At 57.6% G+C, this 15623-nt stretch carries 20 protein-coding genes; 2 read left to right on the forward strand and 18 right to left on the reverse strand.

Annotation, left to right across the window (positions count from 1 at the left end; all coding sequences use genetic code 11):
* Position 1 precedes the first annotated feature (1 nt).
* The 13 genes from WKS99_RS09115 to WKS99_RS09175 all read right to left on the reverse strand — a co-directional run bounded on the left by WKS99_RS09115 (position 2) and on the right by WKS99_RS09175 (position 7701).
* Complete coding sequence (locus WKS99_RS09115; RefSeq protein ID WP_340405779.1) at positions 2–1246, reverse strand: sporulation protein YqfD; 1245 nt, start codon at positions 1244–1246, stop codon at positions 2–4.
* A 12-nt stretch (positions 1247–1258) separates the two neighbouring features.
* Positions 1259–1540 (reverse strand): YabP/YqfC family sporulation protein, encoded by a 282-nt coding sequence (locus WKS99_RS09120; protein ID WP_340405780.1) that lies wholly within the window; start codon positions 1538–1540, stop codon positions 1259–1261.
* A gap of 63 nt (positions 1541–1603) precedes the next feature.
* On the reverse strand, positions 1604–2023 hold the full coding sequence (locus tag WKS99_RS09125; protein ID WP_262670398.1) for a hypothetical protein: 420 nt from the start codon (positions 2021–2023) through the stop codon (positions 1604–1606).
* Between the two features lie 15 nt (positions 2024–2038).
* Entirely contained in the window at positions 2039–2581 is a 543-nt protein-coding gene (locus tag WKS99_RS09130; protein ID WP_340405781.1) for a hypothetical protein, read from the reverse strand.
* Positions 2582–2739: 158 nt separating this feature from the next.
* On the reverse strand, positions 2740–3132 hold the full coding sequence (locus tag WKS99_RS09135) for a hypothetical protein (protein WP_340405782.1): 393 nt from the start codon (positions 3130–3132) through the stop codon (positions 2740–2742).
* Between the two features lie 16 nt (positions 3133–3148).
* Positions 3149–3982 (reverse strand): metallophosphoesterase, encoded by an 834-nt coding sequence (locus WKS99_RS09140; protein WP_340405783.1) that lies wholly within the window; start codon positions 3980–3982, stop codon positions 3149–3151.
* Positions 3983–4001: 19 nt separating this feature from the next.
* Complete coding sequence (locus WKS99_RS09145; protein WP_147571956.1) at positions 4002–4490, reverse strand: hypothetical protein; 489 nt, start codon at positions 4488–4490, stop codon at positions 4002–4004.
* A 76-nt stretch (positions 4491–4566) separates the two neighbouring features.
* Entirely contained in the window at positions 4567–4938 is a 372-nt protein-coding gene (locus WKS99_RS09150; protein WP_340405784.1) for a hypothetical protein, read from the reverse strand.
* Positions 4935–5156 (reverse strand): helix-turn-helix domain-containing protein, encoded by a 222-nt coding sequence (locus WKS99_RS09155; protein WP_340405785.1) that lies wholly within the window; start codon positions 5154–5156, stop codon positions 4935–4937. Before WKS99_RS09155 ends, WKS99_RS09150 begins: the two co-directional genes overlap by 4 nt.
* Before the next feature lie 12 nt (positions 5157–5168).
* Positions 5169–5759: a DUF2975 domain-containing protein gene (locus WKS99_RS09160; protein WP_340405786.1), complete on the reverse strand. Its 591-nt coding sequence runs from the start codon at positions 5757–5759 to the stop codon at positions 5169–5171.
* Between the two features lie 119 nt (positions 5760–5878).
* Entirely contained in the window at positions 5879–6451 is a 573-nt protein-coding gene (locus tag WKS99_RS09165) for a M48 family metallopeptidase (RefSeq protein ID WP_186853258.1), read from the reverse strand.
* A gap of 139 nt (positions 6452–6590) precedes the next feature.
* Entirely contained in the window at positions 6591–7193 is a 603-nt protein-coding gene (locus tag WKS99_RS09170) for a hypothetical protein (protein WP_186853257.1), read from the reverse strand.
* Positions 7174–7701: an RNA polymerase sigma factor gene (locus WKS99_RS09175; protein WP_186853256.1), complete on the reverse strand. Its 528-nt coding sequence runs from the start codon at positions 7699–7701 to the stop codon at positions 7174–7176. The genes WKS99_RS09170 and WKS99_RS09175 overlap by 20 nt, the downstream gene beginning before the upstream one ends.
* 166 nt (positions 7702–7867) lie before the next feature.
* Here WKS99_RS09175 and WKS99_RS09180 point away from each other — a divergent pair, with 166 nt between their 5' ends.
* Positions 7868–9058 carry a nucleoside recognition domain-containing protein gene (locus tag WKS99_RS09180; protein ID WP_240287523.1) on the forward strand — a complete coding sequence of 397 codons (1191 nt, stop codon included), beginning with the start codon at positions 7868–7870 and terminating at the stop codon, positions 9056–9058.
* Positions 9059–9090: 32 nt separating this feature from the next.
* On the forward strand, positions 9091–9303 hold the full coding sequence (locus WKS99_RS09185; RefSeq protein WP_147571964.1) for a hypothetical protein: 213 nt from the start codon (positions 9091–9093) through the stop codon (positions 9301–9303).
* Positions 9304–9396: 93 nt separating this feature from the next.
* On the opposite strand, the gene gltA is transcribed toward WKS99_RS09185, so the two are convergent.
* The 5 genes from gltA to WKS99_RS09210 all read right to left on the reverse strand — a co-directional run bounded on the left by gltA (position 9397) and on the right by WKS99_RS09210 (position 15617).
* Entirely contained in the window at positions 9397–10782 is a 1386-nt protein-coding gene (gene gltA / locus WKS99_RS09190) for an NADPH-dependent glutamate synthase (protein ID WP_186853255.1), read from the reverse strand.
* On the reverse strand, positions 10775–11623 hold the full coding sequence (locus WKS99_RS09195) for a sulfide/dihydroorotate dehydrogenase-like FAD/NAD-binding protein (RefSeq protein ID WP_147571965.1): 849 nt from the start codon (positions 11621–11623) through the stop codon (positions 10775–10777). Before WKS99_RS09195 ends, gltA begins: the two co-directional genes overlap by 8 nt.
* Positions 11624–11705: 82 nt before the next feature.
* Positions 11706–13709 (reverse strand): bifunctional metallophosphatase/5'-nucleotidase, encoded by a 2004-nt coding sequence (locus tag WKS99_RS09200; protein WP_340405787.1) that lies wholly within the window; start codon positions 13707–13709, stop codon positions 11706–11708.
* A gap of 147 nt (positions 13710–13856) precedes the next feature.
* Positions 13857–14858: an asparaginase gene (locus WKS99_RS09205; protein ID WP_340405788.1), complete on the reverse strand. Its 1002-nt coding sequence runs from the start codon at positions 14856–14858 to the stop codon at positions 13857–13859.
* Positions 14859–14864: 6 nt separating this feature from the next.
* Positions 14865–15617, reverse strand: a complete 753-nt coding sequence (locus WKS99_RS09210; RefSeq protein WP_340405789.1) for a 4Fe-4S binding protein — start codon at positions 15615–15617, stop codon at positions 14865–14867.
* Positions 15618–15623 lie beyond the last annotated feature (6 nt).

The following is a 15623-nucleotide window of genomic DNA, read 5'->3' on the forward strand; positions in this document are numbered from 1 at the left end:
TTTATGAGGAGGCCTGCTCCTCTGATTCGCCGTGCTCCTCTGGCGGGGCGGAACCTGGGACCTCTTTCCCGATCTCCTCCTGGCACTCAGCCTGGGCGGTCACCTTCAGCTGCCCATCCTCCACCTTGGCGGAAAATCGGATAGAATCTATCTGTCCGTCCTCCCCAATCAACCGCTCCAGACGGTCTTTCAGCTGTTCCTCCAGCAATCGCTGGGCCGCTTCCCGGTCTAGCTCCCTGCTCTCCAGATCGTAGGCGCGATAACTCTCCTGGATCAATGAGATAGGAAGAGCCCGCTCCCCCGGCAGGGTGAGTTGGCGCACTGTGGTTATTTTATCATAGAATGGCCAGGAAATGCTACTGTTTCCAAAAATTTCGATGCGGCGGTCTAAAAATTTCAGGGACCAGATCTTCCGATCCTCCCCCGTATATACTTTGGTGTTCGCCTCCAGGGGAATCTGTGCCGTCAGCGTCCGCCAAGTCCGGGCCCACACCCGTCCCCTGGCATGGGTCTGATAGTAGCGGGTGGGCAGGTCGCTGTACTTGGGAGGCTCCATGGTCACAGTGCCGGAGATAAGCATCTCTCCGGCCAACACGGTATCCCCCTCCTGAACTGCCGCATCCCCTTGCTCCGGCTCGATGTGGGTGACAATGCCATCTGCTTCGGCTACGATGTCAAAATATCCTTTCTCGTCTATCCGCTCCGGGGAGGCGACCGCCTCCCGCACGATGACCTCCAAGCGGGTACCGTGGAGGTTGATCCCCACCCAGGACAGCTCCTCCATTTCCCGCAGGGTCTCCTGAGCCAGCTGCTGCCGGTCCAGGCCGGGGCCATAGACGCCGGGCCGGACGCCCAGCTGTCTCAGCTGGCTTAGGATAACGGCGGTAGGTACTCTCTCGTTTCCCTTGACCTCCACCGTCAATATGAATTGGGACAGGAAGGCTACGGCGCACAGGGACAGGGCGAGGCCCGTTAGGAAGGCATACCGGGTCCGGAAGCGGATGAGAAAGTCCGGCAGCCCCCGGCTGCCCTCCTGACTGACGTCGCAGCCTACTCTCTGGGCAAGCTCCCGGAGCTGTCTCAAGTGTCGGCGGCGGACTGTGAGGCGCAGAGTATGCTCATCCAGCCATTCTACGCCCCAGAATTCCACTCCGTTCTGGGCACAGAGGTTTATCAACCGTTCGGGGAACAGGCCGGTAACCCTCAGGTCGGCCATTCCCCGCAGAAAATTCATCAGCCGCTTCATCCCGATTCCCTCCTAGTCCAGCTCTATCTGGCGTATCTTCCCGGTGATGAGCAGTTCCAGCCCAGTCATGGCCCGCAGCTCCAGCCCCTCGCCCTCTATTTTTACAATAAACACGCCGCCGCTGACGTGGATCTCCTCCTTACCATAGGCCAGGATACCCCTGTGATTCTCCATTCTCAGTTCTCCGTCCCCCACCAACTCCAGTCGGGGCAGTCCTGCCAGGGCGTCAGCGGGCAGGTCCAGGGCCTCCGCTGTCCGCTCCAGCAGACCGGGTCGCCGTGGCTTTCTATCCATAAAAAATCACCTCTCCCCTATTTGTATGAGGGAAAGAGGTGAAACTTGTGGGAAACCTTTTCTTTATCCCAACGGCTTTGTGACGCTGGGCCATCCCCCCTCCTCCAGCTCCATGGACACCGTACCCCAGCAGAAATATTGAATGGTCCAGGAGGCTATGGACCCAGGTGGCCGTCTCTCCACCTGGACCCAGACGGGAACCAGCGGGAGTCTGTCAGAATATAGTCCCCGGCTGTACCTCATCACCGCCGCCTGAAGGTCGGGTGGCAGGGGCTCAACTCCCTTATGGTACCGCAGGAGGGGGTGACCGCACAGAAGGGCAAGCATTAAAATGACCGCACCACCGGCGGCGGCCCAGCGTTTCCTCCATTTCACTCTTCTGACCAAAGGAATCAGACTGGCGGCCAGGGCCAGGAGGGCAGCCAGCAGGGCAGCAGCTCCCGCTTGAACCGTCCACGCCGCCAGGGTAACTATCAATTCCATAGATCAACCCACCTTTTAGGCTGTTCCGTCATCCTCCAGCCGGGGCGGATCTCCGCCCACTGTGCTGTATATCTCTCGACTTCCCCGGAAAATCGGCCCGCGGTATTCGTAGTAGTCGTACATGGGGTCCAGAAAAGAGCGGTCAACCTCTACCAGCAAGCAGCCCTCATGGGCTAGTATTCTCTCCCCTCCGCCATAAGTGACAAAGATCCCCCACAGGCCCCAGAACAGGCCGACACTGGACAGGACCATAGCACACAGCACCAGGACCGCCTGAGGAACACGTTGCTTCCAACCCCTGACGGCCACATACCAAATACAGGCCAGAAAGCTCACTATTGCCGTCAGACAGAGGATCAGAGCAGGACGGTTTCTCCAGGCCAACCCCAACAGCTTATTTCCGCCCCACAGGAGAAGGAAGCTCCCCAGAGCAATTCCCGACAGCACCCAATAGCGCCGGTCCTTGCGGCGGATACTGTTCACACCATAGACTGCCGCTGCCAGCAGAGCTATTGGAAAGGCTATATAGGCAGTGCCCATCATAAGCAGCTCGTCCATCTCTTCGCCTCTATCAGACTTTTACGGCAGAAAAGGCCAGACAAAGTGAATATAGAGGGGGATCCCCACAACGGTCACCAGACAGAAAGTCAACAACAGTCCAAGCAGCACACGGCCGATATTCTCTTTCATCTCTTCTCCATCCTTTCCCTATTCATTCACTTCATAGTATTCTCCGTGGTACAGGTCATGGTCCCCCAGTCCTTCAGGGTAAGGAAAAGCCGCTCCCCCTGAAACTCCAAATAGCTGCGGGCCAACTCCCGCTGCCAGCAGTCAAAGAGAACAACAACGCATTCCCCCGTCCCAGCCAGCTCCAGGCCGTAACTCTCTCCACACTCTAGCAGCCCGCTCCCATCCTCACTGGAAACCGACTGTGTCTGGCTGCCTTCCGTCACAGAGATCCCATCGATCACTGCGGAGCTTTCATTTACCACTACAAGGTCGGCCTTCTCTCCGCCGCAGCCGGACAGCCAGAAGCCGACCAGGGAGCAGCTGGAGAGAGTCCCCACAAGGGATAGAGTCAGGAGTGCGGTCATTATCTGTTTTCTCATTTCTTTTCTCCTCTGTTCAGTCCTCTGTCCTCAGGGTCAACACCACCACCTCCGGCCTGTTTAAGAACCTGAATGGAAAGGTGCTGTTGCCCAGTCCCCGGGACACCACCAAAGTGGTGTCCTCCACTTCATAGAGCCCTTTGGTCAGTTTGGGCAGGAATCCCTGCCCCGGCGCGTAGAGGCCGCCCACAAAAGGCAGCCGTATCTGGCCGCCGTGGGCGTGGCCGGAAAATACAAGGTCCACTCCGGCCCTGGCGTAGTCGGAAATAAATTGGGGCTCGTGGGCCAGCAGGATGGATAATCCATCCGGAACATCCTCCATCAGCCAATCTACCGTTCCATCCCGCAGGCTTTCGTCTGACAGCCCAGCCAGCACCAGGCAGCTCTCCCCCACCGGAAGAACGGCGCATCCGTCCTCCAGCACCACGACTCCGGCCTCGGTCATCCCCTCCAGCAGCTCCGTCCGCTCTCTGTCTGCAATCGACCACTCGTGGTTACCGGTGATATAGTAGGTAGGCGCCAGCTCTGACGTCCCCTTTGCCAGCTCCAGAGCTGGGATCAGGTCCGTTCGGTTCCGATCCACCAGATCTCCTGTCATCAGAACCAGGTCCGGCTCCAGCTCCTCCACTAACTTCAGCAGCCGGCGCTGGCCATCCCCAAAGCGGTGGTTGTGCAGATCGGAGAGCTGGACGATGGTATATCCGTCCAACTCCCGCGGGACCTTCGTGGACGTAAACTCGTACCGGCTCACCGTCAGGCCGTTGTTCTGCCACCAGAAAAAGGCCGCCAAAAGCGCCAAAGCAACCCCAATCGCAACCATCTGTTTCCAGCGCCCTTCCCTTGTCTTCAACGCTTTTTCCTCCAAAATCCTAGAAGTCTGTTTCCAGTACATACAGCCTTCCCTGTTCCGTATCCATCAGAGCAAAGGTGCAGTTTTGCAGCACCGGGTTAAACTCACACTTTTTTCCATATTGCTCCTGAAACCTGTCCCGGTAAAACCAGAAGCCCCGTGGCTCCTCCGGCAGAGGGGGTATCTGTTCGCCGTTTTGCCGCCATGCCGCCCGGAACTGCTCCCACAGCTCCGGCTCTATGGGGCTCTCCCTCCAGCGCTGGGAGATATCGTCAATCAGCCCCTCCGCCTTATCTGGATCTGAACACTCCACCACAACTGTGAGCACCCCATCGCCGTGGAATCCTCCGTGGCTGTCTTCATAGGTAATTGCCGCTCCTGCAGGCAGGTCGATCCCCAGTTGTTTTTCCAGATGTCTCTCCATTCCGGAGCCGCCCAGCCCCAGCTCCCCCAGAAGAACGCCGCACAGCAGCACCGCCAGCGGTAAAATGATTAAAAGCCGTTTCATATTGCCTCCAAATTTTCCTTCCATCCGGTCTTGAAGCCCTCCTTTCCCCATAGATCCAGCCGTGCTTTTTCAGGCCTCAGTCCACATAGATCCTGCTCTCCGTTACGGCCCCGTCCTCCAGATAGAGGAACAGGTAGCCCCATCCCAACCCGTAGCTCCCGATGGGATAGACAAAAAGCTCTCGCACTTCTCGACCATCGGGCGTCAACCTCTCCTCCCGCCGGCCCCCATCGGTGACCGATCCTAGCAGGGCCTCCACCTCTTCCTGGGACATCCCCTTCAAGCCGCCGTACTGAGTCAGCAGGTCGTCTACAATGTGGTGGCGCTCACCGGGCCGGGCTGCCCATCGCTCTGGAGTAAATTGACTCCTCTGCCACTGCCAACCCAGAAATATCAGGGCCAGCGCCAGAAATAGCGCCAGCTTTTTGTGCCTTTTGATCCAACTCATGGCTTCTCCTCCTCGTCAGGGACAAACTCCAGAATGTCCCCCGGCTGGCAGTCTAGGGCAGCACAGATGGCCTCTAGGGTAGAAAAACGGATGGCCCTTGCCTTGTTGTTCTTTAAAATGGACAAGTTCGCCATCGTGATATCCACCCGCTGGGCCAGCTCTCCCAGGGACATCTTTCTTCTGGCCATCATCACATCTAAATTGACTACAATCTTCACAGACCCGCCCCCTCAAATTGTCAGGTCCTGGTCCTCCTTCAGCTCCGCCGCCTGGCGAAACAGGGCGGACATAACCAGGAACAGCAGCCCGCCCATCAGGAATACGGGGATGAACAGGGTGTTATAGGTATAAATAGGAGCCGTGTTTTTCAACCATATCAGCTCCCCGATCAGCCGCACCGCCGCCATCCCGGTGATAATCCAGCAGCAGACCGCCGCCCTCCTCATACTGCGGGCGTTGGCCATCTGGAACGGCATTCCCTCCAGAATGGTATTGAGTATCCCTTTGGCTTGCTTGAGAATCACAAAGCAGCACACACCGCAAATCAGCAAAAAAAGGGTGTACAGGGCACAGACCGTATCCTGCCAGACCTCTCCCCAGCTGGCCAGAGCCACAAAAATTATGGGAATCACTATGTCGTCCTCACCATACGGCTGAATCCGAAGCAGGTGGAGCACCCGCTCTTCTAGAAACAGACGCAGCCCGTCCGCTGAAGTCACCAGCCAAGGGACGAACAACAGCGCAATTACATTCAGCACCATCATGCCAACGACCAGCATTTTCAGAACGCCTGCCAGCTTCTGTACCCCTGTCTTTTCCATGGAAGATTCCCCCTTTGCTACCCTAGCCTAGCACGGTGAAAACCGATTGTCAATATATTTTTATCGTTTTTCGATAAATTTTAAAGTTTAAATGTCCGGCACAGTACCGTGCCGGACCCTCATCCCGCGGTTTCAAGTGCACCGCTGTATTTTTTCAGTTCCTGCCGCCGCCGCCGCCAGTCCGGCATGAGTGTATCCATCCGGGCATAAAAGCCGGGGCCGTGATCGTGGTGAAGAAAGTGGACCAGCTCATGAAGCGCCACATAGTCCCGCAGCCCTTCTGGGCACCGGGCCAGAGCCACATTCAGGGTGATATACCCCTGGCTCCAGTGGCAGTTGCCCCACTGGCTTCTCATCTTCCGCAGCTTCAACAGAGGGCGTGCCACTCCAAGTCCCTCTACCAGAGGATAAACCCGGCCAACAGCATCTTCCAGCAAACGGAGGCACTCTTCTCTATCAGGGCCAGGGAGCAAAGGAACCGTTCGATCCGCCATACGAGCTCGCACATCCATAATCCAGCCGCCCTTTTGAGCAATCAGGTGGTCAGCCTGCTCCAGAGGACAGTGTGTGGGGATGGATAAAACTACCGTGCCATCTCGCCGAATGTGAAGATTCAAGTTTTTTACCCGCTTCTTCACCAGAAGGTATGTAATTGGACCCAAAGGCGTGTCCACCACCCGGTATCGCTCCATTGAGTTCCCTCCCTTTTCACTTGCACTGGCATAGAATCAGAATAGGCCCAGCACCTGTGGTGAAGGGCCTATTTTTATTCTATCAGGGCCTGGAAGAAAAAGCAAGGCGGCCAGCTCATACGCTGTTCTGCCCGTTTCTTTACTCGGTAATACCCAGTTGAGCTCTGGCGTTGACCAGCCAAGCCGGTTCTTTCTCACCACTGCCAGTCATGCTGTCATACACCTCAGCAGCACTCATGCCATCGGCGGCCTCCCACCGTTCCATCCAGCCGCAACGCTCAGGCTCACCTCCCACTACGACGACAGTACGGTTTCCCTCGTCGTCCTCTGAGCTATAAATATATGGAGTGCTCTCGTTGATCCGGTCTGTAATGTCTATATGCTGGCCATCAGCTACAAACCACAGCCTGCCAGCCTCCCAAGACACCACAAGAGGGGTACCCGCCTCGTCATACCCTGTGGATAGCGAGATACTCGCATAGTTTTCTCCAATACTTAACTGGCCGCCGGACATCAGGGTATAGATCTGCTCTCCGTAGGCCCAGCCTACCAGCGCCAAACAGGCCGCAAGTGCCGCGGCAACCAACCCGGTCCGCCGCGCTGTATGGCGTTTTCCCTGTACAGCAGTTATCACTCTTTTCTTAATCAGATCCACATCCACTTCGTGTTCCTCCTCCGGTATAAACTCCGTATCCGTGTATTGCTCCATAAGCTCAGAAATCTCAATTTTCCATTGGTTCATAACCAACCTCCTGTAAAAATCTCTTCAACCTCTCTCTGCCCCGACGCAGCCTCGTCTTGGCGGTAGACAAGTTGAGTTCCATCTCTTCCGCCGCTCTTGCCACCGTCTGGCCATAGTAGTAGTGACGCACAAATAGTTCCCGGTCCTGCTGGTCCAAGCTGCCAAGAGCCAGGGATAGTGTTGACCGCAGCTCCCTGTACTCCGCTTCACTCTGGGGGAGGTCCGACTGCAGTAGTAGGATATCCTCCTCTAGGGGCAGGTCCTCTCGATGACCTCGCCGGCGGTTGAACGCCCGGTTTCGTGCTACTGTGGACAGCCACCCCTTCACCTGCCCTGGCCGGAGCTTTTTCCGGTTGTCCCAGGCGGCCAGAAACACGTCGCCCGCCAGTTCCTCCCATTCCTCTGGGCGGCCGGGCAGAATACGGGCCGCCACCCCACAGACATAGGGAGCATAGCAGTCTATCAGGGCCTCCAGCGCGGCTGGGTCTCCCCGGTTCAGTCTGAGCACGATCTCTTCCTCCAGAATATTTCCCCCCTCCTTTCTGTTGAAACGCGCTTCAACTATCATAACACCGCAGGGTCTGGTTTGGTTTCATCTCCACCCCTCGATTTGAAACATTTTTTTCAGGACAGGCATCCTTCTCCCCTTTCAGCCATATGCTTTGTTCCGGGAGGTGATAGTTTTGGGTCGGATTTTGGGCAAGCAAAGGTACAGGGACATTCTGCTCGGTCTGGGGCTGCTCCTTTCCGCCGCCGCCCTTGTGGTATGGCCACAGCAGTCCATGGGGGCCATGAAGGATGGACTGAAGCTGTGCGCCAATGTCATCGTCCCCTCCTTGTTTCCATTCTTCGTTTTGTCCTCCTTAGTAGTAGAACTTGGAATGTCCCGCTATCTTGGCAGGCTTCTGGAGCCGGTCATGGCACCTCTGTTTCGGGTCAATGGCAGTTGCGCTACCGCCCTAGCCCTGGGGTTTGTGGGCGGCTACCCTGTGGGGGCCAGAACAGCCATCAGCCTGTATGAGAATGGCCAGTGCTCCAAAACGGAGGCGGAACGAATGCTGGCCTTCTGCAACAACTGCGGTCCGGCCTTTATTCTGGGAGTGGTGGGCACTGGGATCTTTGGCAGCGGCCGAGCGGGACTCATGCTCTATTTCGCGCATCTGGCCGCCTCCCTCCTCATTGGGTTACTCTTCCGGTTCTACCGGCCGGAGGAGGGCCCCCGCCGTTGGAGGCAGGCTGGGCCACAATTTCAGGCCACCAGTTTTCCCGCCGCCTTTACCCGTTCTGTCACCGGGGCGCTTCAGTCCACCCTCAACATCTGCGCTTTCATCCTTTTCTTTACGGTTGCCATTCGTATCTTCACCTTTTCCGGTCTTATGTCTACCTCATCCGCTCTTCTGTCCACCCTTCTCTCCCCCTTTGGCCTGTCCCAACAGTGGGCCCAGAAGCTGCTCACTGGACTGCTGGAGATGTCCTCCGGTGTGTCCTCCCTCACAGAGGGGGCCCTGACCGGCCGGCTATCCATGGCCGCCTTCATGCTGGGCTGGGCAGGAGTGTCTGTCCACTGCCAGGTCATGGCCTTTCTGGGGGACAGCGGCCTGTCCCTGCGCACCTATGTGGCCGGGAAGCTGCTCCACGGCGCTCTGTCCGCCGCCCTCATAGGCGGGCTGCTCTGGTTCTTTCCCCAGGAAATATCCGTTGCCTCCTACCTGGTGGAACAGACCGAGGCCATTGCTACCCTGGACTTCCACCGGGCTCTCACCATTTCGGCCGCCTGGGCCTGGGGGATGTGGCTGGTCTTTTTTGCCCTGGCTCTGTATGTGCTAAAAAAAAGCAGTGGAAAAAGGGGAAGATCTGTATTATAATATGGGCAAGATGAAAAAAGGAGCGGCCCGCCATGAATTTGTTTCAAAAGAAAATCGAGCCCAGATGCGCCTACTGCGCCCACGGCCGCACGCTGAACGAGGACCAGGTGGCCTGTCCCAAGCGGGGCATTATGTCCCCCAGCTCACACTGCCGTTCATTTCAGTATGACCCCCTTCGTCGGGTTCCTCCCCGCCCCACCAAACTGGCCACCTCGGTACTCACGGATGAGGATTTTAAGTTGTAAGCGCCCTTTCTCTCCCGTCTGTTCCAAACAAGAAAAGGACCCGGCGCTGTCGAATGACAGCGCCGGGTCCTTTTTTCTGTCTGCTGGGCCCGATCAGCCCTTGCTCTTGATGTACTGGTCGATGGACTTGGCGGCACTCTTGCCCGCCCCCATCGCAAGGATGACCGTTGCGGCGCCAGTAGCGGCGTCACCGCCGGCAAAGATGCCGGTGCAGGAGGTACAGCCGTTCTCGTCCGCCGCCACACAGCCCTTTCTGGTTTTTTCCAGACCGGGAGTATCCCCATAGCTCATCTGGTTGGCCTGGGTACCCAGGGCCATAATGACCGCGTCCACTTCCATCTTAAACTCGCTGCCTTCGATGACCACAGGGCGGCGGCGGCCGGAGGCATCAGGCTCGCCCAGCTCCATCTTGACACAGGTGATGGACTGGACATGGCCCTTCTCATCTCCCTCAATGGACACAGGGTTGGTGAGCAGGTCAAATACGATGCCCTCCTCCTTAGCGTGGTGGACCTCTTCGGCACGGGCTGGGAGCTCCGCCTCAGAGCGACGGTATACGATATGGACATCGGCTCCCAGGCGCTTGGCGCACCGGGCGGCGTCCATGGCCACGTTGCCGCCGCCCACCACAGCCACCTTCTTGCTGTGGAGGATGGGTGTCTCGGCATCGGGCTTATATGCCTTCATCAGGTTGATACGGGTCAGGTACTCATTGGCGGAGTACACACCCACCAGGGACTCTCCAGGGATCTTCATAAACATAGGCAATCCGGCGCCGGAGCCGATAAAAACAGCCTCATAGCCCATGTCGAACAGTTCCGTAATGGTCAATACCTTGCCGATCACCATATTTAGCTCGATGTCTACCCCCATCTTCTGGAGGTTCTCCACCTCACGCTTCACGATGGCCTTGGGCAGACGGAACTCGGGGATGCCGTAGCTGAGAACACCTCCAGGGGTGTGGAAGGCCTCGAACACGGACACGTCATAGCCCATGCGGGCCAGCTCACCAGCACAGGTCAGGCCGGCAGGGCCGGAACCAATGACCGCCACCTTGTGTCCATTCTTGGGTGCGGTGGCCACATTGGCGATGCCATTGGCGGCAGCCCAGTCGGCCACAAACCGCTCGATGCGGCCGATAGACACGGGCTCACCCTTGATGCCACGGATACACTTGCCTTCGCACTGGGTCTCCTGGGGGCACACCCGGCCGGAGATGGCAGGCAGGGCATTGGCGTCGGACAGAAGCTGATAGGCGGCTGCCAAGTCCCCCTCGGCCACCTTAGCGATAAAGTCAGGAATGGGAATGCCCACCGGGCAGCCACTGACACAGGGCTTATTCTTACAGTTCAGGCACCGCTGTGCCTCGTTCTGAGCCTGCTCCATGGTGTAGCCCAGAGCCACCTCCTGGAAATTGGCGTTGCGGACATTGGGTTCCTGCTCCGGCATCGGAGTCTTGTTCATCTGCATATTAGCCATTCATGGCACCTCCTCCCAGGCGGCAGAGATGCTTCTCCTTCGCCTTGGCCTCATGTTCCTTATAAGTGGCGTTGCGGGCGATAACCTCATCAAAATCAACCTTATGGCCATCAAAGTCGGGGCCATCCACACAGGCGAATTTCACTTCGCCGCCCACAGTGAGCCGGCAGCCGCCGCACATCCCGGTACCATCGATCATGATGGGGTTCATGCTGACGGTAGTAGGGATGCCGTACTTTTCTGTCAGCTTGCAGGCAAATTTCATCATCATCAGGGGGCCAATGGCGAATACATGGTCAAATTTGACCCCGCTGTTGATGAGCTCCTCCAGCTTTCCGGTGACGAAACCGTGGTAGCCGTAGGTGCCGTCGTCGGTGCAGATGTGCAGGTCAGTACAGGCCTGGCTCATCTCCTCCTCTAGAATGACGATATCCTTAGTCTTAAAGCCGCCGATCAGGTCCACCTGGTTCCCGGCCTCATGGAGCGCTCGGGCCACAGGCAGTGCGATGGCACAGCCCAGTCCGCCGCCCAGAACGGCTACACGGCCCAGGTCCTCTACCTCAGTAGGCTGTCCCAGAGGGCCCACAAAGTCGTGGAGGCAGTCGCCCTCGTTCAGCTCGTCCAAAGCCAAAGTCGTGCCGCCGATCTTCTGGTAAATGACGGTGATGAGCCCATCCACCGCACTGGAGATGGTCAGAGGAATACGCTCCCCCTCCTCATCCACGCGCAGGATAATGAACTGACCAGCCTTTGCTTTTGCGGCTACCAGCGGCGCGTACACCGAGATTTGGCCGATCTCTGGTGTCAGCGTCTTTTTCTTTGCGATCTCATACTTCTTCACTGCGGATCCTCCTTGTTGAATTGTTTACCGGGATCCCCCCGGCGCCCAAACTCCTTATTTTACGCGGCCCCTGCCGCGGGGATCACATCATTCTTCTCCAACGGTGCCCACGCCCACCATAGCGTCGGTTTCTCTGGCGCCGCGCTGCCCAGCGGACCAAAACGACCACCAGGGCAGCGACCAGGATCAGCACCAGCAGCGCCACCAGTGTGATCCAGTTAGGACGTTTCAGCAGCTCGACCGGATTCCAGCTTTGGCTGACATCCTTCCGCCCATCCGGGCCTGAATAGCGTTCAGGCAATCCATCCTCTGCGAAGGACTGTAGATAGGCCGCCAGAGCGTACCACTCCTTTACCTCATTCCCATACTGGTCGTAAATGATACGCTGGGTGAAGTCGGTGACAGGCTGGCCGTTCTCGTCCTTGGGCTCAATCGATAGCAACCCAAAAGATCGTTCCTGGATGGTACCCAGCATCTGGGCCGAGTACATCCCGGTGACTACCCGGTAGAGTTGGTCGTCGTCTATCTCTGTGTATTCACGCTCCTGCCGTGTCACGGAGAAGCCCACGTCTTCCGCCGAAGTCCCGCCTCCCAGGACCGGTGCTTTCTCAGTCCGGCTTTTATCCTGGTATATGCGCGCCTCAGTCACCCGGTTGAAGAACATCCGGTGTGTGTTGAAGGAATATTCCATTCCAGCCATATAGAGCTGGGCAACCGGCATGATGGGGGTGACGGAAGCGTCCACCTCCGTGACCGCTTTCAGCTCTTTTCCGGTAAGATAACAGGACACCAGGGGATAACCTGAGGTCCCGTCCGCTCCCACACCCATGGACAGCACATCAAAAGCCATAGAGGTGGTGACCTCTCCGGCGTACAGTGGGGCACGGAGGACCCCGTCGGCCGTAACAGTCACTACAGGCCCATCCGGTGCGTCGGCCTCTAAATTCTCCACCGCCCACAGGAAGGAATCCGCTACCAACTCACCTAGGGCGTTTCCAGTTTGTATGCCGGGCTCTGGGGCCGTGAGGTCAAAGTCTAGAGTGGTAAGCACCTGGTCATAAGACAAACCATACCGGGACAGATAGCCGCCCTCCACCAGCCCCTTCCACTCCTCCACTAGAGCCGATATCTCCCCGTCCTCTGGCATCGTCTCGTCGATGGGGATCAGCCGGTAATCGGCCAGTTCCTTCCCTTGTGCTGACCAATTCAGAGTGATGGAGCCCAAATTCTCACAATAAGGACCGGAGGATACGATATAGGTGTCCCCAACCACCAGCGGCTCTTTCAAAGTGGTATGGGTATGGCCGGAGATGATAAGGTCAATACCCTCCACCTCTTCGGCCAGCCGCTCATCCTCAGACAGCTTCTTTTTTTCGTTGGTCCCACTGTGGGACAGGCAAATAATGAACTCCGCCCCCTGGCTCTTCAAGGCATCCACGCACCGCCGGGCATTTTCCTCCACATCGCCCAGAACAAAGCCAGAGGCGGGGGCACATGCGGCGGAATTTTCTCCCATCAATCCGAAAATACCATAGGTCACGCCACCCCGCTCCAGCAGCATATAATCCTGAACTCCGTATGCCGCCATGGCGCGCTGGATATTGAGCTGATCCGGATTTTCAGGAGACGGCTTGTAATTTGACATGAGCAGCGCCGGCGAGGGTTCCCCACTGAGGACCACCGCGTTAAGCATCTGAGCAAAGCCCATCCCCTCGTGGTCAAACTCGTGGTTGCCGGCGGTAGCGGCATCATAACCCAGGGCACCCATGGTCCGTAATTCCGCTCCCTGAGTGGTGTACATCGTCTGGATCAGGGACCCGATGGAGAAATCCCCTCCGTCCAGTACCAGAGCATTAGGATAGTTCTCCCGCTCCCGGTCCAGGGCAGTCTTCAGCCGGGCATAGCCCCCCGATTCCCCTCCCGTTCCATCCGCCTGGGGCAGAAAATGGGAGTGGAGATCGTGGGTAAACAGAACTGTGGTAGTATTGACCTGGGACGCATCCTCCGCCCCCGCCTGGACCGGCGCCAGCGGAAGGATGAGCAGCAGGATCAGCACCAAAGTCGAGAAACGGCGGAAAAAGCCCAAGCCGGCACCTCCAACTGATACAGATATTTTGCCATATCTAGCTGATTTTTGGATTCTCATATCTTGCTATTTTCTTGTCGAATAATCACATTTTTCGCAATTTTTAACGAAAAATGCGCAAGATTTCCGTCAAAATTTGATATTTATTTAACAAATCAGGTCATGGCACACCGGCCGGTAAAACAGGGCTCTGACCCCCTCCGGACTCTGCGTTTGGCCCAGCACCCACATAAGCTTGGCGGTGGCCCCCTCTAACGTCATGTTATAGGCCTCCAGCAGCTGGTACTTCTCCTTGACCTGCTGGCCCACCTGATAGACCGCCATATCGCTGCCCTCATAGGGCACCTGGGTCATCATCACGATGGTCCTCCCAGCGTCGAGCCACTCTCCAATAGCCTGGGCCAGTGGGCCGCTCTCCCCGCCCGGCAGTCCGCCCACCCCAAAGGACTGGAGGATGACCGCCTGGTAGCTGTCCTTCAGCCGCCGCAGCCCCTCCGCCCCCATGCCGGGGATCAAGGTGAGCAGCAACACCCGCTCCTCCAGCTTGTCATAGAAGGTGGGCTTCGCCCCATCCATATACTGTTTTGGCGCCAGGTAGCGGATCAGCTTGCCATCTCGGATAACGCCAATCTCCGGATAATCCACGCTGGAAAAGGCGTTATAGCTCTTGGTCCGCTCCTTCCGGGCCCGAGTGCCTAGGATGACTTTTCCATCAAAGACCAGACTGACATCGTGGGAATCATCATCCGCCGCATAGAGGAAGCTGTTATACAGGTTCATCCGGGCATCAGTGTCGTGCAGACAAATGGATTTTTGGGAGCCTGTGATAACGATAGGCTTGGGGGAAGCCTGGATCAGATAGGATAGCGCGGCGGCAGTGTAGGCCATGGTATCGGTGCCATGTGTGATCACAAAACCGTCATACCGGTCGTATCGCTCCCGGATGGCGCCGGCCATCTCCAGCCAATGGGCAGGACCAACATTCGTGCTGTCCAGGTTCATGAGTTGGACAGCCTCCACCCGGCACAGGCTGCCCAGACTGGGGACATAGCTCAATATCTCCTCTGAGGTAATGGCAGGACTCAACCCCCGCCCGCTCTCCTTGGACGCGATGGTGCCGCCGGTGGCCAGCATGAGGATATGCTTCATCGGCTCTCAGCCCTCCCCATCCAGAAATATCTCCACCGGACGCCGCTGAGAAAATTTCTCCGTCAGTCGGCTGGCCAGGGCCGAACTGTTATACCCAAGCGCCCCCACGGGACACTGGGCCGCGCAGGCCATACAACTGATACATTTGGACATATCCCATAGCAGTGTCTGCTGGTCCATGGCCCCTGTTGGGCAGACCTGGGCGCAAAAACCGCAGCCCAGACAGATATCCCAATCCCGGTCCTTCTTCACTGGAACGGCGGGCCTGGGTACGGGCTCTGAATCTCCTGGAACGTCAGCCTCTGCCCAGCTCAGTTGATCCAGCTTCTCCCTAACTCCCCTGGCAAACTCCGTCAAAACAGCCATATCTTCTTCATCAGGCCGGCCCGCTCCAAGGGTAGGGGCAAAGATGTGGGGCGTGACGACAGCCGCCCCGCCTACACATCGGAACCCCTGTGCCCCCATCCGCCGCTTCATCTGGGCCAGCGTATCGTCATAGTGTCGGTTCCCGTAGGCGGCTACTATGACACAGGGAGTGTTTTCTCCCCTAAGTCCATCCAGCAGTCCGGGGATAGCAGGCATCTGCCCGGCATACACCGGCAGGCCGAGCACCAGCAGCTCGTCCGGTCCATAGTGGGCGGCGCTCCGTTCCCGGCCGCCCAGGTCCAGCAGCTCCGCGGGGCCAAACAGGCCGCAAATCAGCTCCACAGCCCGCCGGGTCCCTCCGGACGGGCTGAAATACGCGCCTTTTACCTTCATGATATC

This window comes from Flintibacter sp. HCN-6482, assembly GCF_037892565.1.
In the GTDB taxonomy this organism is placed as follows: Bacteria; Bacillota; Clostridia; order Oscillospirales; family Oscillospiraceae; genus Lawsonibacter; species Lawsonibacter aceti.